The 23997-nt window shown below is 69.7% G+C and carries 22 protein-coding genes, 1 tRNA gene and 1 riboswitch; of the genes, 15 read left to right on the plus strand and 8 right to left on the minus strand.

What is annotated here, in order from left to right:
- Nucleotides 1-10: 10 nt before the first annotated feature.
- From ABZ893_RS16975 to ABZ893_RS17005, 7 genes are all read left to right on the plus strand, one after another.
- The gene (locus ABZ893_RS16975; protein WP_361403474.1) at nt 11-1261 is read left to right on the plus strand and encodes a cytochrome P450; all 1251 of its coding nucleotides are present in this window, start codon (nt 11-13) and stop codon (nt 1259-1261) included.
- Nucleotides 1262-1414: 153 nt separating this feature from the next.
- Nucleotides 1415-2425 carry a transglycosylase family protein gene (locus ABZ893_RS16980; RefSeq protein WP_361403476.1) on the plus strand — a complete coding sequence of 337 codons (1011 nt, stop codon included), beginning with the start codon at nt 1415-1417 and terminating at the stop codon, nt 2423-2425.
- A gap of 124 nt (nt 2426-2549) precedes the next feature.
- Nucleotides 2550-2766: riboswitch (cyclic di-AMP (ydaO/yuaA leader) on the plus strand.
- 4 nt (nt 2767-2770) lie between these two features.
- Nucleotides 2771-3466: a transglycosylase family protein gene (locus ABZ893_RS16985; RefSeq protein ID WP_361403479.1), complete on the plus strand. Its 696-nt coding sequence runs from the start codon at nt 2771-2773 to the stop codon at nt 3464-3466.
- Between the two features lie 358 nt (nt 3467-3824).
- Nucleotides 3825-5105 carry a phosphopyruvate hydratase gene (gene eno / locus ABZ893_RS16990; protein WP_361403481.1) on the plus strand — a complete coding sequence of 427 codons (1281 nt, stop codon included), beginning with the start codon at nt 3825-3827 and terminating at the stop codon, nt 5103-5105.
- Nucleotides 5106-5192: 87 nt separating this feature from the next.
- Complete coding sequence (locus tag ABZ893_RS16995) at nt 5193-5681, plus strand: septum formation initiator family protein (RefSeq protein WP_361403483.1); 489 nt, start codon at nt 5193-5195, stop codon at nt 5679-5681.
- Between the two features lie 66 nt (nt 5682-5747).
- Complete coding sequence (locus tag ABZ893_RS17000; protein WP_361403486.1) at nt 5748-6278, plus strand: DUF501 domain-containing protein; 531 nt, start codon at nt 5748-5750, stop codon at nt 6276-6278.
- The gene (locus ABZ893_RS17005; RefSeq protein WP_361403489.1) at nt 6275-7225 is read left to right on the plus strand and encodes a Ppx/GppA phosphatase family protein; all 951 of its coding nucleotides are present in this window, start codon (nt 6275-6277) and stop codon (nt 7223-7225) included. The genes ABZ893_RS17000 and ABZ893_RS17005 overlap by 4 nt, the downstream gene beginning before the upstream one ends.
- Before the next feature lie 12 nt (nt 7226-7237).
- Here the strand turns inward: ABZ893_RS17005 and ABZ893_RS17010 are convergent, their stop codons facing one another.
- Entirely contained in the window at nt 7238-7507 is a 270-nt protein-coding gene (locus tag ABZ893_RS17010) for a type II toxin-antitoxin system RelE/ParE family toxin (RefSeq protein WP_361403492.1), read from the minus strand.
- A complete protein-coding gene (locus tag ABZ893_RS17015; RefSeq protein WP_361403495.1) occupies nt 7504-7776 on the minus strand; it encodes a type II toxin-antitoxin system Phd/YefM family antitoxin in 273 nt (90 codons plus the stop codon). The genes ABZ893_RS17010 and ABZ893_RS17015 overlap by 4 nt, the downstream gene beginning before the upstream one ends.
- A gap of 524 nt (nt 7777-8300) precedes the next feature.
- Here ABZ893_RS17015 and ABZ893_RS17020 point away from each other — a divergent pair.
- From ABZ893_RS17020 to ABZ893_RS17035, 4 genes are all read left to right on the plus strand, one after another.
- Nucleotides 8301-9692 (plus strand): NAD(P)/FAD-dependent oxidoreductase, encoded by a 1392-nt coding sequence (locus ABZ893_RS17020; RefSeq protein ID WP_361403496.1) that lies wholly within the window; start codon nt 8301-8303, stop codon nt 9690-9692.
- A gap of 282 nt (nt 9693-9974) precedes the next feature.
- Nucleotides 9975-11270 carry a cyclopropane-fatty-acyl-phospholipid synthase family protein gene (locus tag ABZ893_RS17025; protein WP_361403499.1) on the plus strand — a complete coding sequence of 432 codons (1296 nt, stop codon included), beginning with the start codon at nt 9975-9977 and terminating at the stop codon, nt 11268-11270.
- Nucleotides 11271-11572: 302 nt separating this feature from the next.
- A tRNA-Leu gene (locus ABZ893_RS17030) sits at nt 11573-11659 on the plus strand.
- A 204-nt stretch (nt 11660-11863) separates the two neighbouring features.
- Nucleotides 11864-12715: a Bax inhibitor-1/YccA family protein gene (locus ABZ893_RS17035; RefSeq protein ID WP_361403502.1), complete on the plus strand. Its 852-nt coding sequence runs from the start codon at nt 11864-11866 to the stop codon at nt 12713-12715.
- A 96-nt stretch (nt 12716-12811) separates the two neighbouring features.
- Here ABZ893_RS17035 and ABZ893_RS17040 read toward each other — a convergent pair whose 3' ends face one another.
- Complete coding sequence (locus ABZ893_RS17040; protein WP_361403605.1) at nt 12812-13042, minus strand: DUF4287 domain-containing protein; 231 nt, start codon at nt 13040-13042, stop codon at nt 12812-12814.
- Nucleotides 13043-13140: 98 nt separating this feature from the next.
- On the opposite strand from ABZ893_RS17040, the gene ABZ893_RS17045 reads away from it, so the two are divergent.
- Complete coding sequence (locus ABZ893_RS17045) at nt 13141-13452, plus strand: hypothetical protein (RefSeq protein WP_361403505.1); 312 nt, start codon at nt 13141-13143, stop codon at nt 13450-13452.
- A gap of 49 nt (nt 13453-13501) precedes the next feature.
- On the opposite strand, the gene ABZ893_RS17050 is transcribed toward ABZ893_RS17045, so the two are convergent.
- From ABZ893_RS17050 to ABZ893_RS17060, 3 genes are all read right to left on the minus strand, one after another.
- Nucleotides 13502-14320 carry a hypothetical protein gene (locus ABZ893_RS17050; protein WP_361403607.1) on the minus strand — a complete coding sequence of 273 codons (819 nt, stop codon included), beginning with the start codon at nt 14318-14320 and terminating at the stop codon, nt 13502-13504.
- Between the two features lie 253 nt (nt 14321-14573).
- Nucleotides 14574-15794, minus strand: coding sequence for an acetyl-CoA C-acetyltransferase (locus ABZ893_RS17055; protein WP_361403508.1), 1221 nt, complete (start codon nt 15792-15794; stop codon nt 14574-14576).
- Between the two features lie 156 nt (nt 15795-15950).
- The gene (locus ABZ893_RS17060) at nt 15951-16985 is read right to left on the minus strand and encodes an SGNH/GDSL hydrolase family protein (RefSeq protein WP_361403610.1); all 1035 of its coding nucleotides are present in this window, start codon (nt 16983-16985) and stop codon (nt 15951-15953) included.
- 173 nt (nt 16986-17158) lie between these two features.
- Here ABZ893_RS17060 and ABZ893_RS17065 point away from each other — a divergent pair, with 173 nt between their 5' ends.
- On the plus strand, nt 17159-18547 hold the full coding sequence (locus ABZ893_RS17065; protein WP_361403511.1) for a cystathionine beta-synthase: 1389 nt from the start codon (nt 17159-17161) through the stop codon (nt 18545-18547).
- A 305-nt stretch (nt 18548-18852) separates the two neighbouring features.
- Here ABZ893_RS17065 and ABZ893_RS17070 read toward each other — a convergent pair whose 3' ends face one another.
- Nucleotides 18853-19713 (minus strand): MurR/RpiR family transcriptional regulator, encoded by an 861-nt coding sequence (locus ABZ893_RS17070; RefSeq protein WP_361403514.1) that lies wholly within the window; start codon nt 19711-19713, stop codon nt 18853-18855.
- A gap of 346 nt (nt 19714-20059) precedes the next feature.
- Here ABZ893_RS17070 and ABZ893_RS17075 point away from each other — a divergent pair, with 346 nt between their 5' ends.
- On the plus strand, nt 20060-21460 hold the full coding sequence (locus ABZ893_RS17075; RefSeq protein ID WP_361403517.1) for a cytosine permease: 1401 nt from the start codon (nt 20060-20062) through the stop codon (nt 21458-21460).
- 125 nt (nt 21461-21585) lie between these two features.
- Here the strand turns inward: ABZ893_RS17075 and ABZ893_RS17080 are convergent, their stop codons facing one another.
- Complete coding sequence (locus ABZ893_RS17080; RefSeq protein ID WP_361403520.1) at nt 21586-22938, minus strand: diaminopimelate decarboxylase; 1353 nt, start codon at nt 22936-22938, stop codon at nt 21586-21588.
- A 163-nt stretch (nt 22939-23101) separates the two neighbouring features.
- Here ABZ893_RS17080 and hutU point away from each other — a divergent pair.
- Nucleotides 23102-23997: urocanate hydratase (gene hutU, locus ABZ893_RS17085; RefSeq protein ID WP_361403523.1), on the plus strand; the 896-nt coding region annotated here is incomplete at its 3' end.

Raw genomic sequence — 23997 nt, forward strand, 5'->3', positions numbered from 1 at the left:
CCGTCGACCCGTGACCGAAAACCCCCCGCAGCGCAGCGCCCCCGAACTCTTCACCTGGGAGTTCGCCACCGATCCGTACCCCGCGTACGCCTGGCTGCGCGAGCACTCACCGGTCCACCGCACCACGCTGCCCAGCGGGGTCGAGGCCTGGCTGGTCACGCGGTACGCGGACGCGAAGCAGGCGCTGGCCGACCAGCGGCTGTCGAAGAACCCGGCGCACCACGACGAGCCCGCCCACGCCAAGGGCAAGACGGGCATCCCGGGGGAGCGCAAGGCCGAGCTGATGACGCATCTGCTCAACATCGACCCGCCGGACCACACCCGCCTGCGCCGCCTCGTCTCGAAGGCCTTCACCCCGCGCCGGGTGGCCGAATTCGCACCGCGCGTCCAGGAGTTGACCGACCACCTCATCGACCAGTTCGCGGCGAAGGGGGAGGCCGACCTCATCCACGAGTTCGCCTTCCCGCTCCCCATCTACGCGATCTGCGACCTGCTCGGCGTCCCACGCGAGGACCAGGACGACTTCCGCGACTGGGCGGGCATGATGATCCGGCACAGGGGAGGCCCGCGCGGCGGCGTCGCGCGCTCCGTCAAGAAGATGCGCGGCTACCTCGCCGAACTCATCCACCGCAAGCGCAACGACCCCGGCGACGACCTCATCTCCGGCCTCATCCGCGCCTCCGACCACGGCGAACACCTGACGGAGAACGAGGCCGCCGCGATGGCCTTCATCCTTTTGTTCGCAGGGTTCGAGACGACCGTCAATCTGATCGGCAACGGCACGTACGCGCTGCTCACCCACCCCGAGCAGCGCGCACGTCTCCAGAACTCGCTGGCCGCCGGCGAGACCGCCCTCCTGGAGACCGGCATCGAGGAACTGCTGCGCTACGACGGCCCGGTGGAGCTGGCCACGTGGCGGTTCGCGACGCAGCCGCTCACGATCGGCGGCCAGGACATCGCCGCAGGCGACCCCGTCCTCGTCGTACTCGCCGCGGCCGACCGCGACCCGGCACGGTTCGACGACCCCGACACGCTCGACCTCTCCCGGCGTGACAATCAGCACCTCGGTTACGGGCACGGTATCCACTACTGCCTCGGCGCGCCCCTCGCGCGGCTCGAAGGACAGGCCGCCCTGGCAACGCTTCTGACGCGCCTTCCGGACCTGCGACTTGCGGGAGATCCTGCCGATTTGCGGTGGCGTGGCGGGCTCATCATGCGTGGGTTGCGCACGCTGCCGGTCGAGTTCGCGCCGCGCCCGTAAGACCCGGGCGGAGCCCCATAGCTGACGGTGCGTCAGGACTGTGACTTTTACGTGATCTCTGCTGCATCCGCTTGTGACAAGCGTTCGAGTGCGGCTACGTTCACGAGTCACCGCGGCACCATCCGTCGCGATAGTCACCCGAAAGGCGTCTCCATGCTCTCCGGGAACGGTCGTCACCGTCGCCCCCGCCAGGCTCCCGCGATCGTCGTCGCGGCGGGAGTGACCGGATCGGCCCTCGCGATTCCACTGCTCGCGGCCACCAACGCGAGCGCCGCGTCCTCGGCGACCTGGGACAAGCTCGCCGAGTGCGAGAGCGGCGGCTCCTGGAGCGCCGACCCGGGCAACGGGTACTACGGCGGGCTCCAGTTCTCGCAGGAGATGTGGGAGAAGTACGGCGGTCTCGACTTCGCCCCGCGCGCCGACCAGGCCAGCCGTTCGCAGCAGATCGCCGTCGCCGAGAAGGTTCTCGACGACCAGGGCCCGCGTGCGTGGCCGGTGTGCTCGGTGACGTCGGGGCTCACGACGGACGAGGCGCCGCCGAACGTCGACCCCGGGGTGGCGCTGCCGACCCCGTCGGTGTCCGTCGGCGATTCCGGGAGCGGTGACGCGGCGAAGGGTGGCGACAGTGCCACTCCGTCCGGCGCGGCGACCTCGGACGCGAAGAGCGGCTCCGGTGGCTCTCATGGGAAGAATTCCGACAAGTCCGGCGATAAAGCCAGTAACGCCTCGGATGGCTCCCAGGGTGACAAGTCCGGCCAGGACGGGGCGACTTCGACCCCGGAGGCTCCGTGGGTCTCGTCGACCCCGTCGCTCCCGTCGGCCTCGGCGACCCCCTCGACGCCCACCCCCGACGCCTCGCCCGCCTCCGGCCGCCACCGCGGCGACGCGGCCGCCGACGAGACCAAAGCCCCCTCACGCACCGCCGACAGCTCCGGCCGGCACGCCTCGCGCGGCGGAGAAAGCGCCCGCGCGGGGTCGAATACGGACGAAGGCACATACACCGTGCGCCCGGGTGACAACCTGTGGGACATCGCGGACGCCCATGACGTGCGCGGTGGATGGTCCGCGCTGTACGCGGAGAACAAGAAGACGGTCGGCTCCGACCCGAACCTCATCCTTCCTGGTCAGAGTCTGGATCTTGGGCTCGAATCGGGCGAAAAGTAGCGGCAGTTCGGGCTTAATGTCCGCTTTCGCGACAATGAGAGATGGATCTCAAAGACCCTGATCGTCTTTGAAATCCGGGCGATTCACTGCTTACGGTCAGGACCGCTCGCCACAGCGGGCCCCGTCGGATGTCACGCCGAATCCTGCCAATGTCCGAACGGGAACAGTCGTCGCGTAAGCGCCGTGGGCAGGAGCGGGGGACCCAAGGTAAGCGCCGGTCCCGGCCGTTGAGAGACGGCCGGAGGACCGGCTTGGGGTGAAGTCGCACGCAAGTCGTGCGACCGGGCACTCATCCGGCCCGAACCCGACAGCTCACCTCGTAGGCGTCGGTGAGGGGATCTCTCCATGCTGTTTTCCAAGGGCAAGCACCGTCGTCCGTCCAAGGCCGTCCGCGTCGCCACGCTGGCCGGCGTCGCCGGTGCCGCCGTCGCCGTTCCGCTGATGGGTGCCACCGGCGCCTCCGCCGCCACCACCTCCGAGTGGGACGCGGTCGCACAGTGTGAGTCCGGCGGCAACTGGTCGATCAACACGGGCAACGGCTACTACGGCGGCGTGCAGTTCTCCGCGTCCACCTGGGCCGCGTACGGCGGCACCGCCTACGCCTCCCGCGCCGACCTGGCCTCCAAGTCGCAGCAGATAGCCGTCGCAGAGAAGGTCCTGGCCAGCCAGGGCAAGGGTGCCTGGCCGACCTGTGGTGTGGGCCTGTCCGGCGCCTCCACGTCCAACTCCGCTCCGGCCCCCGCGAAGCCGCAGGCCCAGCCGCAGCAGCAGGAGCGCACCCAGCAGCCGACCACCCGCAGCCAGGAGCGCGTGAAGCCCGCCGCCCCGAAGCAGGAGTCGAAGAAGACCGTCCAGACCCCGACCGGCAAGACGGTCAAGAAGGGTGACGGCGAGTACAAGGTCAAGTCCGGCGACACCCTCAGCAAGATCGCCCAGGCCCACCACGTCAAGGGCGGCTGGGACAAGCTCTTCAAGCTGAACAAGGACATCGTCGACAACGCCGACCTGATCTTCCCGGGCCAGCAGCTCCACCTCAAGTAAGAAGCCTCTACAAAAGAGGCCTCTGCCAAGAAGCCTCTGCAGTAATAAAGAGGTGAGACGCGGGTACCGGCCTCCGGCGGACCGCCGGTACCGCGTCTTTGTCCCTCAAGAACTCCCCGCCCCGGGTGCGCCTCCCCCGTCGCACCCGGGGCGGGGTTCTGGCTTTGTGGAGGCCTGTGGGGGACCGCGCTTTCGCCCGTCGTCCGCCGGAGCTTTTTGTTCCGTTGGGAAACAATTCGCTCTCGGTTTTGTCCACGGGGCGGGCCACAGGGCGGCGCCGGCCCCGGAGCCGGTTAGGCTCGTGTTGCCGGACCGAGCGGCCCGGCGTAGTTGCGTCACATCCCATAAGGAGATGCTCGTGCCGTCCATCGACGTCGTCGTAGCCCGGGAAATCCTGGACTCCCGAGGCAACCCCACGGTCGAGGTCGAGGTCGGCCTCGACGACGGCAGCACCGGTCGTGCCGCTGTCCCGTCCGGTGCCTCCACCGGTGCGTTCGAGGCCATCGAGCTTCGCGACGGTGACCCGAACCGTTACCAGGGCAAGGGTGTCGAGAAGGCCGTCCTCGCCGTCATCGAGCAGATCGGCCCGGAGCTCGTCGGCTACGACGCCACCGAGCAGCGCCTGATCGACCAGGCGATGTTCGACCTGGACGCCACCGACAACAAGGGCTCCCTCGGCGCCAACGCCATCCTCGGCGTCTCGCTCGCCGTCGCGCACGCCGCGTCCGAGGCCAGCGACCTGCCGCTGTTCCGCTACCTCGGCGGTCCGAACGCGCACCTGCTGCCCGTCCCGATGATGAACATCCTGAACGGTGGGTCGCACGCCGACTCCAACGTCGACATCCAGGAGTTCATGATCGCCCCGATCGGCGCGGAGTCCTTCTCCGAGGCGCTGCGCTGGGGCACCGAGGTCTACCACACCCTCAAGAAGGTCCTGAAGAGCAAGGGTCTGGCCACGGGCCTCGGTGACGAGGGCGGCTTCGCCCCGAACCTCGGCTCGAACCGTGAGGCCCTCGACCTGATCCTCGAGGCGATCAAGGAGGCCGGTTACGTCCCCGGCCAGCAGGTCGCCCTCGCGCTCGACGTCGCCGCCTCCGAGTTCTACAAGGACGGCAAGTACCTCTTCGAGGGCAAGGAGCGCTCCGCCGCCGAGATGACGGAGTACTACGAGGAGCTCGTCGCGGCGTACCCGCTCGTCTCCATCGAGGACCCGCTGTTCGAGGACGACTGGGCCGGCTGGAACGTCGTCACCGAGAAGCTCGGCGACAAGGTGCAGCTCGTCGGCGACGACCTGTTCGTCACCAACCCGGAGCGCCTGGCCCGCGGCATCGAGGAGAACTCGGCCAACGCCCTGCTCGTCAAGGTCAACCAGATCGGTTCGCTGACCGAGACCCTGGACGCCGTCGAGCTGGCCCAGCGCAGCGGCTTCAAGTGCATGATGTCGCACCGCTCCGGTGAGACCGAGGACGTCACCATCGCCGACCTCGCCGTCGCCACCAACTGCGGCCAGATCAAGACGGGCGCCCCGGCCCGCTCCGAGCGCGTCGCCAAGTACAACCAGCTCCTGCGCATCGAGGAGATCCTGGACGACGCGGCGGTCTACGCCGGTCGCAGCGCGTTCCCCCGCTTCAAGGGCTGACCTCGGCTGACGAGGTAGTTACGTACGTCCCCGCACTCGGTCCCGTACCGTGTGCGGGGACGTACGCACGTAACAGGGGAGGCGCGCATGGCCGGGAGAGTCCGGGACAGGGACCGTGACCGGTTCTCCACCGCGACCCGGCTGCGTGCGCTCGGCGAGCAGACCGCCGAGCGCGTCTACCGCTCCCAGACCCGGCGCCAGGCCCGCCGCTCCCGCCTCACCGGCCGCGCGGCCCTGCTCGCGCTCGTCCTGTGCACGCTGATCGTCGCGCTCGCCTATCCCATAAGGCAGTACGTCTCCCAGCGCGGGGAGATCGACGACCTCAAGCGCCAGCAGCAGGCCGCCGAGGCCCGGGTGAACCGGCTGCGCGACGAGAAGGCGCGCTGGCAGGACGACTCGTACGCCGAGCAGCGGATCCGCGAGCGGCTGCACCTGGTGATGCCGGGCGAGACCGGCTACATCATGCGCGACCCGGCCGCGGCGCAACGGATGCGCTCCGACGAGGGTGCGTCGGACCGGCCGTGGTACTCGAACGTCTGGGAAGGCGTCGACAAGGCCGACCACCCCGGCAGCTGACCCGCCCGCACCGAAGCACAGCAGCACCCATACCCACCGAAGTTCACTGAAGGAAAGCCACCCGGCATGGACACGCCCCCGCCCCAGACCGAGCCGACCGCCCCCACGGACGCCGACATCCACGCGTTCAAGGAGCAGCTCGGGCGCCCGCCGCGCGGCCTGCGGGCCATCGCGCACCGCTGCCCCTGCGGCAACCCGGACGTGGTCGAGACGGCCCCGCGGCTCGAGGACGGCACCCCGTTCCCGACGACGTACTACCTCACGTGCCCGCGCGCGGCCTCCGCGATCGGCACGCTCGAGGCGAACGGCGTCATGAAGGAGATGACCGAGCGTCTCCAGAGCGACCCCGAGCTGGCCGCCGCGTACCGCGCCGCGCACGAGGACTACATCGCGCGCCGTGACGCGATCGAGGTCCTGGAGGGCTTCCCGAGCGCGGGCGGTATGCCGGACCGGGTGAAGTGCCTGCACGTCCTGGTCGGCCACTCGCTGGCCGCCGGCCCCGGCGTGAACCCGCTGGGCGACGAGGCCATCGCGATGCTGCCCGAGTGGTGGGCGAAGGGCCCGTGCGTCTCGCCCGCCTCCGAGGAGAGCGAGTGACCCGCGTCGCCGCGATCGACTGCGGCACGAACTCGATCCGGCTGCTCGTCGCCGACCTGGACCCGGCGACGGGCGAACTCGTCGACCTGGACCGGCGCATGACGATCGTGCGGCTCGGCCAGGGCGTCGACCGCACCGGCCGCCTCGCCCCCGAGGCCCTGGAGCGCACCTTCGCGGCCTGCCGCGAGTACGCCGGGATCATCGAGCGGCACGGCGCCGAGAAGCTCCGCTTCGTGGCCACGTCCGCGTCGCGCGACGCCGAGAACCGGGACGACTTCGTGCGCGGCGTCGTGGACATCCTGGGTGTCGAGCCCGAGGTCATCACCGGTGACGACGAGGCCCAGTTCTCGTTCACCGGCGCGACGAAGGAGCTGATGGGCCGGGCCGACCTGGACAAGCCGTACCTGGTCGTGGACATCGGCGGCGGTTCGACGGAGTTCGTCGTGGGCGACGACGCGGTGGGCGCCGCCCGGTCCGTGGACGTCGGCTGTGTGCGTATGACGGAGCGCCATCTGGTGGGGGAGGACGGCAAGGTCACCGACCCGCCGACGCCCGCGCAGATCGAGGCGATCCGTGAGGACGTCGTCGCGGCCCTGGACCTCGTGACGCAGACCGTCCCGCTGACCGCGGCCCGTACGCTCGTGGGCCTCGCCGGCTCCGTGACGACGGTCGCCGCGCTCGCGCTCGGCCTCAAGGAGTACGACTCGGTGGCCATCCACCACTGCCGTGTCTCCTACGAGAAGGTCGCCGAACTGACGGACTGGCTCCTGACATCGACGCACGACCAGCGCGCCCTGCACCCCGTGATCCACCCGGGACGGGTGGACGTCATCGCCGCCGGCGCCCTGGTCCTCCGCCTGATCATGGAGTGGACCGGCGCCAAGGAGGTCGTGGTGAGCGAGCACGACATTTTGGACGGCATCGCGTGGTCCTTGGTGGCAGCGTGAGCTGAGCAGGCTTTACAGGTTGCGGTAGACGTCGCGCCGGTCGCCCACCTTGACGACGAGGATGACGAGTTCACCGTCGTTGATCTGGTAGGCGACCCGGTAGCTGCCGACCCGGAGCCGGTAGAGCCCCGACGGGCCGGTGAGCTTCTTGACGTCGGCGTCCTCGCGGTACGGATCGTCGCCGAGCGCCGTCAGTGCGGTCAGGATGCGCATGGCATCGAGTCGGCTGACGGCCCGGAGCTGCCGCTGTGCTGCCGCGGTGAACCGGAACGCGTACTTCACGCGGCGCCTTCACCGCGCTCGCTGAACAGATCCGCCAGCAACTCGGCCATCGAGACCGTGGGCCCGCCGTCGGCCAGAACTGCTTCCGCTTCGCGGGCCAGCAGTACGTCGGCCGCCTCCTCCAACGCTTCGAAGTCGGTGATGGGCACGACTGCGGCGACCGGGGTGCCGTTGCGCGTGATGACTGTCGGAGTGCCTTGCTCGGCCCGGTTGATGTGCTCCGCGAGGTGTGAGCGTGCTTCCCTGACGGTCACGGTGTGGTCAGTCATGAGCCAAATGTACGCACTCCCGTGTACACGGCGCCAGCCCTGGGGGTCGCGTGAGCCCCTCAAGGGAACCTCCCTCAACCCCCTTCCGATCCGCCGCCCGATCCCCCGAACCGCCTTCGTTTTTGAGGGCGTGGAGGGGGTTTGAGGGGCACGAAAGCGGGTTTTGGCGGTCCCTGGAGACACGTCGCCGAGAAACTTCGTGAAGTTCTTCACAAGGAATTCAGGCCCGTTGGGCGCGGTTCGGGGGCTTCTGGCCCGCCTGCGGGGGTCTCAGGGGTCCGGAGGGGGTTACGCGAAGCGTCGAACTCCCGGCGGCTCAGGGCTCGTCCGGGCGAGTGGTCCACCCTTGCCGCAGGCCCGGAGCGGCAGCTCAACGGGGGTGCGTAACGCCCGGTGTGGCATCGTGGTTCCCCGCCAGAGGCATGGCCTGGGTCACGTGAGCGGCGCAGGATAGCACAAGCCCTTGTCATGCTTGTGAAGGGGCGCACGAGCGACCCCCTCCAGACGGGTGGATACTCGATGGCATGAGCACCACGGAGCGTCCCAGGATCCTCGTAGTAGGCGGTGGGTACGTAGGCCTGTACGCAGCACGGCGCATTCTCAAGAAGATGCGTTATGCGGAAGCGACCGTCACGGTCGTGGACCCGCGCTCGTACATGACCTACCAGCCCTTCCTCCCCGAAACCGCCGCCGGCAGCATCTCGCCGCGCAACGTCGTCGTCCCGCTGCGACGCGCTGTGCCCGGAGCCGAGATTCTCACCGGCCGGGTCACCACCATCGACCAGGACCGCAAGGTCGCCACGGTCGCCCCGCTCGTCGGCGAGGCGTACGAGGTTCCCTTCGACTTCCTGGTGATCGCGCTCGGCGCGGTCTCCCGGACCTTCCCGACCCCCGGCCTCGCCGAAGTGGGTATCGGTATGAAGGGTGTCGAGGAGGCCATCGGCCTGCGCAACCACGTGCTCGAGCAGCTCGACAAGGCCGAGTCCACGACGGACGAGGAGATCCGCCGCAAGGCGCTCACCTTCGTCTTCGTCGGCGGTGGCTTCGCGGGTGCCGAGACGATCGGTGAGGTCGAGGACCTGGCGCGCGACGCGGCCAAGTTCTACAAGAACGTGAAGCGCGAGGACATGCGCTTCGTGCTCGTCGACGCCGCCGACAAGGTGCTGCCCGAGGTCGGCCCGGAGCTCGGCCAGTACGGCAAGAAGCACCTGGAGTCCCGCGGTATCGAGATCTACCTCGGCACCACGATGCCCTCCTGCGTCGACGGTCACGTCGTGCTCAGCAACGGCCTCGAGGTCGACTCCAACACCGTCGTGTGGACCGCCGGCGTCAAGCCGAACCCGGCCCTCGCCCGCTTCGGTCTGCCGCTCGGCCCGCGTGGTCACGTGGACACCCAGGCCACCCTCCAGGTCCAGGGCAGCGACTACATCTGGGCCGCGGGCGACAACGCCCAGGTTCCGGACCTCGTCGGCCGCAAGGCCGGCAACCCGAACGCCTGGTGCCCGCCGAACGCGCAGCACGCCATGCGTCAGGCCAAGGTCCTCGGCGACAACGTGGTCTCCGGTATGCGGGGCTTCCCGCAGAAGGAGTACAGCCACGCGAACAAGGGCGCCGTCGCGGGTCTCGGCCTGCACAAGGGCGTCGCGATGATCGTCATGGGCAAGATGAAGATCAAGCTCAAGGGCCGCCTCGCCTGGTACATGCACCGTGGCTACCACGGCATGGCGATGCCGACGTACAACCGCAAGATCCGTGTGATCGCCGAGTGGACGATCAACATGTTCCAGAAGCGCGACATCACCGCGCTCGGCGCCCTGGAGACTCCGCGCGAGGAGTTCTACGAGGCCGCCAAGCCGGCGCCGGCCCCGGCCGCCGCCGAGAAGCCGAAGGTCGAGGAGAAGGCCAAGGCCTCCTGACCTCTGGTCATGCTTCACCCCCAAGGGGCGCTCGCCATCCGTGGTGCGAGCGCCCCTCGGGCGTTCCCGGGGCCTTTTCAGGGACCTTTCCGGGGCGCTCCGGCAGGGAAAACCCCTCGATCTGCGTGGCGTCTGCACGTATCTTTGCCGAGTCGTAACGCCGCAATGGGACTGTGAGAGCGCCCTGTTGGTGTTTACGTGGTGTTGGACGGTTCCGGGATTTCTTCCCCGAGCTCTCGGCCTCGCGCGAGCAGGGGACGCTCCGATTCGGAGGTGTGCGCCATGCCAGACGCCGCACTGCGGCTCAAGAACCTTGCCGAACAACTGCTCGGAGCACCGCTCCCCGTGCGGCTCCGGGCGTGGGACGGTTCGGAGGCCGGCCCGCCCGGCGGACCCATCCTCGTCGTACGCAGCCGCCGCGCCCTGCGCCGCCTGCTGTGGAAGCCCGGAGAGCTGGGCCTCGCCCGCGCCTGGGTGGCCGGCGACCTGGACGTGGAGGGCGATCTCTACGACGCGCTCGACCGGATGGCCGGGCTCATCTGGGAGCGCCCGGAGGAGGACTCCAGACGCCTCGTCGAGGTGCTGAAGGAGCCGAAGGTCAGGTCCGCCGTCCGCCAACTGGTCCGGATCGCACGGCCGTTCCCGCCGCCCGCGCCGCCTCAGGAGGAGATGCGCCGCCGCGGCCGCCTCCATCTGCACACCAAGCACAGCGACCGACGGGCCATCAGCCACCACTACGACGTGGGCAACGACTTCTACGAGCTGGTGCTCGGCCCGTCGATGGTCTACTCGTGCGCGTACTGGGAGCCGGACGGCACCCTTGAGGACGCCCAGCGCGCCAAGCTCGATCTCGTGGCCCGCAAGCTGGGCCTGACGCCGGGTCAGCGGCTGCTCGACGTGGGCTGTGGCTGGGGCTCGATGGCCATCCACGCGGCCCGTGAGTTCGGCGTGAGCGTCGTCGGCGTCACGCTCTCCCAGGAGCAGGCCGCGTACGCCCGTAAGCGGGTGGCGGAGGAGGGGCTGACGGACCGGGTGGAGATCCGGGTCCAGGACTACCGCGATGTGCGGGACGGCCCGTTCGACGCGATCTCGTCCATCGGGATGGCCGAACACGTCGGCTCGGACCGGTACCTGGAGTACGCCGAGGCGCTGCATTCGCTCCTCAAGCCGGGCGGCCGGCTCCTCAACCACCAGATCGCGCGGCGCCCCCAGCGGGACGAATCGGCGTACGAGGTCGACGAGTTCATCGACGCGTACGTCTTCCCGGACGGGGAGCTCGCGCCGGTCGGGTCGACGGCCGCGCTCCTGGAGCGGGCCGGGTTCGAGGTCCGGGACCTGGAGGCGATCCGCGAGCACTACGCGCTCACGCTGCGCCGCTGGGTGGCCAATCTGGAGGCCGACTGGGAGCGGGCCGTCCGGCTCACCACTCCGGGCCGAGCGCGGATCTGGCGGCTCTACATGGCGGCGTCCGCGCTCAGCTTCGAGCGGAACAAGATCGGGGTGAACCAGATCCTCGCCGTACGGACCCCGCTCTCCGGCGACTCCGGGATGCCTTTGCGGGCACGCACCTGGAACTGACGGCGCGTACGACGAGTGCGGGCGCCCCCTGTCATGCGGCCGGGGGCGCCCCTCTCATCCCTGGGGATGACCCGCGTCCACCAGAACGGGTGTCACCGTGGCAGGTGAAATCCCGTCAATCCATCTTGACGGGGGTGGGAGGGCCATCGGGCCGGTAAGGGCCTGCGGCATGTGCTGATGGCGGCTACCGTGGGCTGATGCACCCTCAGACGTCAATAAAATAAGACAACATCGAGCTGGCGTTCCGCTGTTCGGGGGATCTGTCCCGATAGGCTCAGAACTTGTTGCGGAGCCCACAGCCTGCCCGGATGGTGGAATGCAGACACGGCGAGCTTAAACCTCGCTGCCCCTTCGCGGGCGTACCGGTTCAAGTCCGGTTCCGGGCACCATTCCGCTGTGGCGTCCTGTCAGCTCTCTCCGCCTCGCTTCCGCCACTGAGTCCCATCTCTCGTGCGTTCGGCGGAACACCGCGTACGCGCCGGACGTTGCCGGGTAACAGGATGGGAAAGATCCTCCCTGAGCACTAGGCTGGGGTCTTTGCCGTCCCATTACCCTTGAGCCAAGGCCGCGCAACGTGGCCATGGAGGAGTGAGATGAGGAGCAGTAACCCGGTCTTCTCGCGACGGGGGTTCAGCCGCGACAGCGGCTACGCGGGCTTCAACGCGCAGCCGCAGGCCGGGGGACCCGCGGTCGGCGGCCAGAACCCTTACGCGCAGAACCCTTACGCCCAGCAGTACCTGCAGGGCGCCCCGCCGCAGGCCCCGGCCGCCACCGGCCGCATGACGATGGACGACGTCGTCGTCCGCTCCGCCATGACCCTCGGCACCGTCGTCGTCGGCGCCGCCCTCGCCTGGGCGCTGCTCCCGGTGACGCCCACGAGCTACGGCCTGGCCGTCGGCGCGGCGCTCATCGCCTTCGTCCTGGCCATGGTCCAGTCGTTCAAGCGCAACGCCTCGCCCGCGCTGATCCTGTCGTACGCGGCCTTCGAGGGTGTCTTCCTCGGCGTCATCAGCGAGATGTACAACACGGCCTGGTCGGGCGCGCCCTTCCAGGCGGTGCTCGGCACGATGGCCGTCTCCGGCGCCACGCTGCTCGTCTACAAGGCGGGCTGGATCCGGGTCACGGCCCGCTACGCCCGTATCGGCATGACGATCGCGATCGCGTTCGTCGCCGTGATGGCGGTCAATCTCCTGCTGGTCGTCTTCGGCGTCGCCCCGGACGGCGGCCTGCGCAGCATGGGCCCGCTCGGTGCGATCGTCGGCATCATCGCGATCCTGCTCGGCGCGTTCTTCCTGACGCTGGACTTCAAGCAGATCGAGGACGGCATCGCGTACGGCGCTCCGCGCGAGGAGGCCTGGCTGGCCGCGTTCGGCCTGACCATGACCCTCGTCTGGATCTACGTCGAGATGCTGCGGCTCGTCGCGATCTTCAGCAGCAGCGACTGACCCGCCGCCACCGGCTCCATGAAGCGAAGGGCCCGCGCACCGTCCGGTGCGCGGGCCCTTCGCCGTTAGGGGACGGATGGGTCGGGGCGGGAGCCCTCAGCCGAGGCGGCGGGCGGCTCGCCGCAGGTCGTACTCGTGAATGATCGCCTTCGCGTGTCCGTACGCGAGGTCATGCTCCCCGCGCAGCCAGCTGACCTTGTCTTCGAAACGGAGGAAGCAGGGGCCATCCTCGACGGTCTGCAGCCAGTCGGCGATCTCACGACCGGTGCAATGGGGGATACGAGCCAGAAGATTCTCGTGAGTCTCCTGGGAGAACACTTGGGACATCGGCGCCTCCGGACGCTGTGCGATGCGGTCCTTCAAGCCACGGTGCCTGAGCGTGCGGTCGTTGGCAACAGTCGGGCAATGGCGCATAGGGTCGCGACATGCTCGATACGACGCCGTTGACGGACGCAGTGGACCGATTCGCCGACCGGCTGCGCGCCGCGCCGCAGAGCAGGCTCCAGCGCGGAGCCGCCGCGGAGGCGCTCGCACTCGCCCGGGAGCTGTCCGCCAGGGCCCAGCGCATCGAGGACCCCGAAGGCCCCGTACGGGAGATGCCGGACGCCGGGATGTTCGCCGGGTCCGACCAGATCACCGTCGCCGCGCACGACCTGGCCGTCGTCCTGGCCGACCCCGAGCAGCTCGCCGAAGCGCTCCTGCTCGTCGAGGAGGCACAGAAACGCGCCGGGGTGTGAGCCGTCCCCGGCGCGTTTCGGAAGCTGTCGTTTGTGCGGACGCTGCCGCTTACACGGACGCTATGACGCGGTCGGCCAGGATGTAGACGTTCTCGCGGCCGCACTCGAAGGTCAGCGCGTAGGCACCGGAGACGCCCGAGCCGCCCAGGAGCACGGGGGTCTCGCCCTCGCGCAGGGCCTCGGCCAGCTGCTCCGCGGTCTCCCGGTGACCCGGGGTCATGCAGAGCGTGGTGCCGTCCACGAAGACGTACACGTCCAGCGTGCCCAGGGGGCCGGGGCGGACGTCGGCCAGGGCGGTGCGGGCCTCGGCCAGCTCCTCCAGGGCCGCCACCGTGCGCTCGTGGTCGCCGGCGCCGCCCGACACGGGCGACTGAACCGGCACGAAGTCGGGGTGCGAGGGGTGCCGGCGGCGGGCGGCCGCCAGCTCGGCGGACTCACCGGAGAGCTCGTCGGCGCCGGCGTCGGCCGGTTCCACCACGGGCTCCAGGCCCGCCGCGAGACCCGGCTCCAGGCCCGCGAAATCGGCCTGACGCGGCATGAACAGGTCGTCGCCGATACCCAGGGAGCCGCCGAGCACGGTAGGCGCGTCGGAGGCGTCACGCGCCTCCTGGGCGGCCCAGAAGGCCCGCGCCTCGGCGAGCTCGCGCTCACGCTCCTCCGCGAGGGCGTCGACCACGGCCGCGCGTATCTCCTCGGTGTCCGGAGTGGTGCGCGCGGCGGGCACGCCATGACCGGCGGCGATCGCGCGGTCCGCGGCGAGCTCGTCTCGCAGTTCCGTGATCTGCCTGCGCAGTCCGTGGACGGTGTGCAGGGCAGCGGCGCCCACGGCCGTGGCGGCGGCCGTGGCGATGAGCAGGGCAAGAGACATGGCGCTCACTGACGTACTCCCGGTTTCAAGTCGACCCCCGACTTCCTACCTCAGCTTGAAGCCTTGACCATCCCGCTGTCAGTGCATTACGTCACGAAATGGACAGGTCTTTTGGCCGGGTGTTTAGGGGTGTTATGACCTGGGGACCCTGCTGACCTGCAAAAACCTTCTCCCCCAGGAGATACGTCACATCCTGGGGGAGATTGGATCACGATTCAGCAGAGCCGCAACACGACTTCTGGGGCCTGTGAGGTCAGCTGAGACGCTCGATGACCATCGCCATGCCCTGTCCGCCACCGACACACATGGTCTCCAGACCGAACTGCTTGTCGTGGAACTGGAGGCTGTTGATCAGGGTGCCAGTAATGCGGGCGCCCGTCATGCCGAACGGGTGACCCACCGCGATGGCGCCGCCGTTGACGTTCAGCTTGTCCTCGTCGATGCCCAGGTCACGGGCGGACGGGATGACCTGCGCGGCGAACGCCTCGTTGATCTCGAACAGGTCGATGTCGCCGACGCCCAGGCCCGCGCGACCCAGCGCCTGCTTCGACGCCTCGACCGGGCCGAGGCCCATGATCTCGGGGGACAGGCCCGAGACGCCGGTGGAGACGATGCGGGCGAGCGGGGTCAGGCCGAGCTCGCGGGCCTTCGTGTCCGACATGATCACCAGGGCGGCGGCGCCGTCGTTGAGCGGGCAGCAGTTGCCCGCGGTGATCATGCCGTCGGGGCGGAACACGGGCTTCAGGCCCGAGACACCCTCCAGCGTCACGCCCGCGCGCGGGCCGTCGTCCTGCGAGACGACCGTGCCGTCGGGCGTGGTGACCGGGGTGATCTCCCGCTCCCAGAAGCCGTTCTTGATGGCCTGCTCGGCGAGGTTCTGCGAGCGCACTCCGAACGCGTCCATGTCCTCGCGCGTGACGCCCTTGAGCCGGGCCAGGTTCTCGGCGGTCTGGCCCATCGCGATGTACGCGTCCGGGACCAGGCCGTCCTCGCGCGGGTCGTGCCAGGAGGCGCCCTCGGACGCGGCGACGGCGGCGGTACGGGCCTCCGCCTCGGCGAAGAACGGGTTGTGCGTGTCGGGCAGCGAGTCCGAGTTGCCCTTCGCGAAGCGCGACACCATCTCGACACCGGCCGAGATGAAGACGTCGCCCTCGCCGGCCTTGATCGCGTGCAGCGCCATGCGGCTCGTCTGGAGGGACGAGGAGCAGTAACGGGTGACGGTGCAGCCGGGCAGGTGGTCCATGCCCATCTTCACGGAGACGATGCGGCCCATGTTGAAGCCCTGCTCGCCGCCGGGGAGGCCGCAGCCGAGCATCAGGTCGTCGATGTCGCGCGGGTCGAGCTCGGGGACCTTGGCCAGGGCGGCCTGGATGATCGTGGCGGTCAGGTCGTCCGGGCGCAGGTCCTTGAGGGACCCCTTGAAGGCGCGGCCGATGGGGGAGCGGGCGGTCGAGACGATCACGGCTTCGGGCATCACGGCTCCAAGAGGGTCTTCGCGTACGAGGTATTCGCTTACGAGCTAATGGCTGGACCGTGAGCGAAATTACCTGTGCGTACTGTCCGGGTCACCGGTGTAGGCGTGTGACGCCTGCCGCATTCTGCTAAGCGTTTGCTCAGCGGCAGAGCGCTGTCACGTGACCGGCGTCGGGTCCTGTGTAGTCACCCGGCGGCGCCTCCTCCTCTTCAACAGTGCCCACGGACCCCGCGGACCCGTCGGCATCGCGGCCGTCACCTCTGTGCCGCCCTCTCCCGCTGCCTCCGCCGCCGCCCTCGCCACCGGCAGGAAGCCCTCGCGCCTCGACACGTCCGGGCGTTCCTCCTCCGGCCACAGGCCGAGGGACGCGCACAGGGTCGGGAGCACCGCCATCGCGGCCGTCGCGTAGCCCTCCGCCGACGGGTGGTAGTTGTCGGGGCCGAACAGCTCGCGCGGGTTCGCCTGGAACTCCGGGCCGAGCAGGTCGCCGAGGGACACCGTGCGCCCGCCCTGTTCCACCGTGCCGATCGTCTGCGCCGCCGCCAGCTGCCGTGAGGCCCGGCGGGCGAGATAGCGCAACGGCTGGTTCACCGGCTCGATCGTGCCCAGGTCCGGGCACGTACCGACCACCACCTCGGCCCCGGCCGCGCGCAGCGCCCGTACCGCCGCCGAGAGATGGCGGACCGAGCGGGTCGCCGGCATCCGGTGGGTGACGTCGTTCGCGCCGATCATCACCACGCACACGTCCGGCACCCACTCCGGATCCGAGAGGATCACCGCCACCTGCCGGTCCAGGTCGTCAGACCTCGCGCCCGGCAGCGCCACGTTCCGCAGCTCCACCGGCCGCTCCGCCACCGCCGCGAGCCCCGAGGCGAGGAGCGCGGCCGGGGTCTGCCGGGCCCGGTGCACGCCCTGGCCCGCCGCCGTCGAGTCGCCCAGCATCGCGAACCGCAGCGGATCGGTGTCCGCGCCCGCGTCGGAGGGACGCTCGGCGTAGACCCTGCCGTACAGGCCGTCCGCGGACGGCACCCGCACCTCACTGCCGTGATTGCCCACCTGCCGCTTCGCCAGCTGGGCCTCCGCGATCAGCACGCCGACCGCCGCCGCGCCGACCAGACCGATACCGCCGCCGCCGTACGCCGCGCCCGCGGCGATCCGCCGTGCCACTCTCGCCCTCGACATGCGTCGCAGCCACCTGCCTCTGCGTAGTGCGTTGTAGTGCGTATTCAGTCGTACATCCAGTCATTGCCCCGTGTGCAGTGTCGGCCAATCGCCTCGGGCCATGAAGGAGCGGCACTCGGCTTACTCTGACCGCACATGACATCGCGGATCCCTCACAGATCCATCGAAGCCCGGAGACAACGGTGCAATTCCACGACTCGATGATCAGCCTCGTCGGCAACACCCCGCTCGTGAGGCTCAACAGTGTGACCGCAGGCATTCAGGCGACCGTCCTGGCCAAGGTCGAGTACTTCAACCCCGGCGGGTCCGTGAAGGACCGCATCGCGCTGCGCATGATCGAGGCGGCGGAGCAGAGCGGCGAGCTGAAGCCGGGCGGCACCATCGTGGAGCCGACCAGCGGCAACACGGGCGTGGGCCTGGCCATCGTGGCGCAGCAGAAGGGGTACAAGTGCATCTTCGTGTGCCCCGACAAGGTCTCCACCGACAAGATCAACGTGCTGCGGGCGTACGGCGCGGAGGTCGTCGTCTGCCCGACGGCCGTGGACCCGGAGCACCCGGACTCGTACTACAACGTCTCCGACCGGCTCGTGCGTGAGACGCCGGGGGCCTGGAAGCCGGACCAGTACTCCAACCCGAACAACCCGCTGTCCCACTACCACTCCACCGGCCCGGAGCTGTGGGAACAGACGGAAGGGAAGATCACCCACTTCGTCGCCGGTGTCGGGACCGGCGGCACGATCTCCGGGACCGGCCGCTATCTGAAGGACGCGAGCGAGGGCCGTGTCCAGGTCGTCGGCGCCGACCCCGAGGGTTCTGTGTACTCCGGCGGTTCCGGGCGCCCGTACCTCGTCGAGGGCGTGGGCGAGGACTTCTGGCCGACCGCGTACGACCGCAGTGTCGCGGACGAGATCGTCGCCGTGTCCGACAAGGACTCCTTCCAGATGACGCGCCGCCTCGCCAAGGAGGAGGGCCTGCTCGTGGGCGGGTCCTGCGGCATGGCGGTCGTCGCGGCGCTGCGAGTAGCGGAGCGGCTCGGGCCTGACGATGTGGTGGTCGTGCTGCTGCCGGACAGCGGGCGCGGGTACCTCAGCAAAATCTTCAACGATGAGTGGATGGCTGACTACGGCTTCCTCGACGACGAGGGGCCGAGTGCCCGCGTCAGTGACGTGCTCAAGGACAAGGAGGGCGGCGCGCTGCCGTCGCTCGTCCATATGCACCCGGAGGAGACCGTCGGCGAGGCCATCGACGTGCTGCGCGAGTACGGCGTCTCGCAGATGCCGATCGTGAAGCCGGGGGCCGGGCACCCGGACGTGATGGCCGCCGAGGTCATCGGGTCCGTCGTCGAACGGGAACTGCTGGACGCGCTCTTCACGCAGCGCGCCTCCCTGGGCGATCCGCTGGAGAAGCACATGTCGTCGCCGCTGCCGCAGGTCGGTTCGGGTGAGCCGGTGGCGGACCTGATGGCCGTGCTCGGCTCGGCGGACGCGGCGATCGTGCTGGTGGAGGGCAAGCCCAAGGGGGTCGTGAGCCGTCAGGACCTGCTGTCGTTCCTGGCCAAGGGCGGGAAGTAGCCCCGCACAGGTCCCACAGGGGAGCGGCTTCGTGTGTTCGGTACGAGCGCGTCACGTCGGCGCAGCACCGGCTTAACACGAGCCCGGCACAGTGGTGGGTGTCGGCAGGGGCGGGATTCGGAGTCCCGCCCGGGCCGGCACCGTAGCGGCGTCATGGACCGGAGCGGCTCCCGGTCCTTCCTGGACGCCCTCGAACACGGTGGAAGCCCGGCCCTGACGTGCTGGTTCCGTGTTCCTCGCGGGGACCGCCGAGTCCCGCCCTCCGCTCACGGGGGTGCGGCGGTTCCCGCGCTTCCCCGTACGCCTCACTCGGCGAACAGGCCCCGCTCCACCGCGCGCGCGTCGAACTCCTCCAGGCGTGCCTGGGCCTCCGGCAGGTTGTCGCACATCGCTTCGAGCAGGACGCGGCCGAGCAGCATCGGCGAGCACGCGGTGTCGAAGGCCAGGCCCTCGCCGACCGCCGCCGGGATGAGCAGGTCCGAGTACGGGGCGACGGGGGCGAACGCCGAGTCGGCGACCGTCACGACGGTGAGGCCCGCCGACTTCGCGTAGGCCAGCGCCTCCACGACCTCTTTCGGGTGGCGGGGGAGCGCGAAGCAGAGCAGCGCGGTGGCTCCCGCGTTCTTGGCGGCGTGGACGCGGTCGGCCAGCGTCGTGCCGCCCTCGTCGAGGAGCCGGACGTCCGGGTGGACCTTCGCCGCGAAGTACGAGAAGCCGTAGGCCTGGGAGGCGGCGGCGCGCAGGCCGAGGACGAGGAGCGGGCGGGACTCGGCGAGGATGCGGCCTGCACGCTCGACGGGGGCCGGGTCGGCGAGGAGCTGCGCGAGGTGACGCAGATTCTCTATCTCCGCCTCGACGGCCTGCTGGTACTCGTTGGCGGAGGCCGCGGCGGCGGGTTCGACGGGGGCGACCTCGCGCAGGTGCCTGCGCAGGTCGGGGTAGCCGTCGAAGCCGAGTGCCACGGCGAAGCGGGTCACGGAGGGCTGGCTGACCCCGGCGAGTTCGGCGAGTTCCACGGAGGACAGGAACGGCACGTCGGCGGCGCGGCGCACCATGCAGTGGGCGATGCGGCGCTGGGTCGGCGTGAGCCGGTGGTTCTCGAAGAGGTGCTGGAGGCGCGCGGAGGGGGTGTTCGCGCCCGTGCCGATTTCCGTGCGGTTGCTCATGTCTCCCCGTCAGTCCATTCAGTGAGCTTCGCTGTTGTATGAGCTTATTCAAGGCGGGGGTCCGACACCAGGGCTGTGGCGGCAGACACCCGTAACTGCCGGGAACGTCCGAGGCATGAGACGGCGAAGTGGTGTGAATCACCGCGATTCGGGCATCCGGCCCCGCCTTCCAGGGCCGTTTACTAGCGCTTTACATGGGGATTTTCCTTCAGGTATTGACAATTTATTCACGGCCGGAAACTCTGCATGACGGTATGCAGTCCGTCGCGCGGTGAAGAAGCCCGCGGGCGTGACGCACGTACACACCGCGCAGACACATGCACAGGACCGGAAGGGGTGTCGCATCATGGCGGAAACACTGGTGGAGCGGCGCTCCATCGACGTAGTCCCGGACAGCGAGCGCCATGGCACTGCGTTCTCGCAGTTCACGCTCTGGCTCGGGGCGAACCTCCAGATCACCGCCGTCGTGACCGGCGCGCTCGCCGTCGTCTTCGGCGGTGACGTGGTCTGGTCGATCATCGGCCTCGTCCTCGGCAACCTGCTCGGCGGCGCCGTCATGGCGCTGCACTCGGCGCAGGGCCCCAAGCTCGGCCTGCCGCAGATGATCCAGTCCCGCGCCCAGTTCGGCGTGCGCGGCGCGGTCGTCCCGCTGCTCCTCGTCGTCCTGATGTACGTCGGCTTCTTCGCCAGCGGCACGGTGCTCGCCGGGCAGGCCGTCGGCCAGCTCACCCACACCGGCGACACCTCCGGCATCGTCATCTTCGCGCTGGTCACCGGCGTGATGGCGGCCGTCGGCTACCGCATCATCCACGCGCTCGGCCGGGTCGCCAGCGTCATCTGCGCCCTCGCCTTCGTGTACCTCGGCATCCGGCTCCTGGACCGCGTCGACGTGTCCGCGCTCCTGCACAACGCGCACTTCAGCGCGCCGATGTTCCTGCTCGCCATCTCGCTCTCCGCGTCCTGGCAGCTCGCCTTCGGCCCGTACGTCGCGGACTACTCGCGCTACCTGCCCCGCTCGACCTCGTCGAAGGCCACGTTCTGGTGGACCCTTTCGGGCTCGGCGCTCGGCTCGCAGTGGTCGATGACGTTCGGCGTCCTCGTCGCGGCGACCGCCGGCGAGAAGTTCCTCGCCAACCAGGTCAGCTACGTCGTCGGCCTCGGCGGCGCGGGCATCATCGCCTCGTTCCTGTACTTCGTGATCGCGCTCGGCAAGCTGACCATCAACGTGCTCAACACCTACGGCGGCTTCATGTCGATGGTGACGAGCGTCAGCGGTTTCCGCGGCCAGAAGGTCCTCTCGCAGCGCGGCCGCGCCGCGTACATCGCGCTGATCATGATCGCGGGCACCGTCGTCGCGCTGCTCGGCAAGGACAGCTTCCTGTCGTCCTTCAAGGACTTCCTGCTGTTCCTGCTGACGTTCTTCACGCCGTGGTCGGCGATCAACCTGGTCGACTACTACCTGATCTCGCGTGAGCGCTACGACATCCCGGCGCTCTCCGACCCGAACGGCCGCTACGGCACCTGGCGCTGGGACGCGCTCGGCGTGTACGCGCTGGGTCTGGTCGCGCAGCTCCCGTTCCTGTCCACGGCCTTCTACACCGGCCCGCTCGTCGCGCCCCTGGGCGGCGCCGACATCTCCTGGATCGTGGGCCTCGTCGTCCCGGCGGTCCTGTACTGGCTGGTGGCCCGCCGTAACAAGGCCCACATCCCGGACCAGACGATCCTGCCCGAGACCGTCGCGTCATAAGGCCTGGCACGGCCCCAAGACGTAAGGCCTGACACAGCCCCAAGAGGGGGGCCGGCTCCACCGACATGGGGCCGGTCCCCCTCTTGCTGTGCGCCCCGGCTCAGAGTCTTGCTGGTCGCACCGCCTCAGAGCCCCAGCAGCGCGTCCCGCTGCGCTCCCCCCGACTCCGCGACGATCTCGGCCGCCGTCTGCGGCTCCCGGACCGTCGCGAACGTGACCGGCCCGCCCGGGTGCGCCGTGAAGCCGTGGACGCCGGGCCGGGGCAGGGAGTTGTACGAGTAGTGGTGGGCGAAGTAGTAGGCGCCGGTGTCGAGGGCGGCGGCGTAGTCGCCCTGTTCCAGGAGCGGGAGCTCGCGGTTCTCGGCGAGGAGGTCGCCGGCGAAGCACGCGGGGCCCGCCACGTCCTGGGCCACGGGCGGGCCGGACTTCGGGTGGCCCTTCGCGTCGTAGGCCGCGATCCGCAGGGGCCAGGACTCGGGCGCGTACACGGTGCGGGTCGCGGACTGGACGCCGGCGTGGGTGACCGCGATCGGGCGGCCGCCGGACGTCTTCGCGTACTCGACGAGGGCGACGACCGTGCCGTGCTTGGCGAGCAGTGAGCGGCCGAACTCCGTGACGAGCCCGTAGCGCCCGTCGAGCAGCCCGGGGACGGTCTGGGCGAGGAGCCGCGCGTAGTCCGCGTACGTCGGGCTCTCCTCGTCGGAGGCGAAGTTCACAGGGAGTCCGCCGCCGAGGTCGACGGTGTCGATCTGCTGACGGCCCGCCGCGCGGTTGATCTCCTCCGCCAGCTCGTACGTGGCGGCCACGCCCTGGGCCATCAGTTCCAGGGGCACGCCCTGCGAGCCGGAGTGCGTGTGCAGGCGGGTCAGCCAGGGGCGGTCCAGGTAGGCCTGGACGACCCACGCGCGCGCTCCCTCGTCGCGCAGGGCGACGCCGAACTTGGAGGTCGCGGTCGCCGTCGAGAGGGCGCCGATCGACCCGGCGCCGATCTGTGGGTTCACGCGGAGGCCGATGGGCGACCTCGTCGGCGCGGAGCGTACGAGGGCGTCGATGCGGGCGAGTTCCTGCGGGTTGTCCGCGTTGACGGCGATGCCGAAGGCCAGGGCCTCGCGCAGTTCGGCCGGGGTCTTGGCGGGGGAGTCGAGGACGGTGCGGGCGGGTTCCAGACCGGCGGCGCGGGCGAGGGCCAGCTCGCCCGGACTGGCCACCTCCGCCCCGATGCCTTCCGCGCGCAACAGGCGCAGGATAGGGACGAGCGGCGTCGCTTTCACCGCGAACGCGTGCAGAACGGGCGTGCCCGGAGCGGTGACGGCCCGGAACGCGGCGATCAGGGAGGCGGCCGATGCGCGGATTCCGGTCACGTCGAGGAGGCCCGCCACGGGGGCGGCGGGGCCGATGAGCCCTTGACGGACGGCGGAGCGAACGGCCAGGTCACGGCGGGTGGCGGCGTCGTACGTGCGCTGCTGGTCCTCAGTCATGGGATCCAGGCAACCACCCGGCGTGTGCCCGCCGCCGGGCAACGGGCGGGCACGACGTATTGACTAGTTCTATTCAGAGCGCCATATTGTGAATAACCACAGCAACAGTCGCTAGACAGCACACACGTGTGTCTGGTTGGACGGCAGCATCTAGGAGGAAGCCATGTCAGGACCCCGCCCGGTACGAGCCCCGCGCGGCACCGAGCTCAACACCCTGGGGTGGCAGCAGGAGGGCGCCCTCCGGATGCTGCAGAACAACCTCGACCCCGAGGTCGCCGAGCACCCCGACAAGCTCGTCGTGTACGGAGGCACCGGCAAGGCCGCCCGCTCCTGGGAGGCGTACGACGCGATCGTGCGCACGCTCAAGACGCTGAAGAACGACGAGACGCTCCTCGTCCAGTCCGGCAAGCCGGTCGGTGTCATGCGCACCAACGAGTGGGCGCCGCGTGTGCTCCTCGCGAACTCCAACCTGGTCGGCGACTGGGCGAACTGGGAGGAGTTCCGCAAGCTGGAGGCCGAGGGCCTGACGATGTACGGCCAGATGACGGCCGGTTCGTGGATCTACATCGGTTCGCAGGGCATCGTCCAGGGCACGTACGAGACCTTCGGCGCGGTCGCGAAGAAGAAGTTCAACGGCACCCTCGCGGGCACCATCACGCTGACCGCCGGTATGGGCGGCATGGGTGGCGCGCAGCCGCTGGCCGTGACGATGAACGAGGGCGTCGCCCTCTGTGTCGACGTCGACGAGACCCGTATCGACCGCCGCATCGGCACCCGTTACCTGGACGTCAAGGCCGACAACCTGGACCACGCGCTCGAGCTGGCGATCAAGGCCCGTGACGAGCGTCGTGGCCTGTCCATCGGTGTCGTCGGCAACGCCGCCGAGATCTTCCCGGAGCTGCTGCGCCGCGGCGCCCCGATCGACATCGTGACGGACCAGACCTCGGCCCACGACCCGCTGGCGTACCTGCCGGTCGGCATCTCGGTCGAGGACTGGGACAAGGAGCGCGAGGCGGACCCGGCCGGCTTCACGGAGAAGGCCCGCCAGTCGATGCGCCT

Origin of the sequence: Streptomyces sp. NPDC046821 (assembly GCF_040645335.1) — a bacterium.
Classification (GTDB): domain Bacteria; phylum Actinomycetota; class Actinomycetes; order Streptomycetales; family Streptomycetaceae; genus Streptomyces.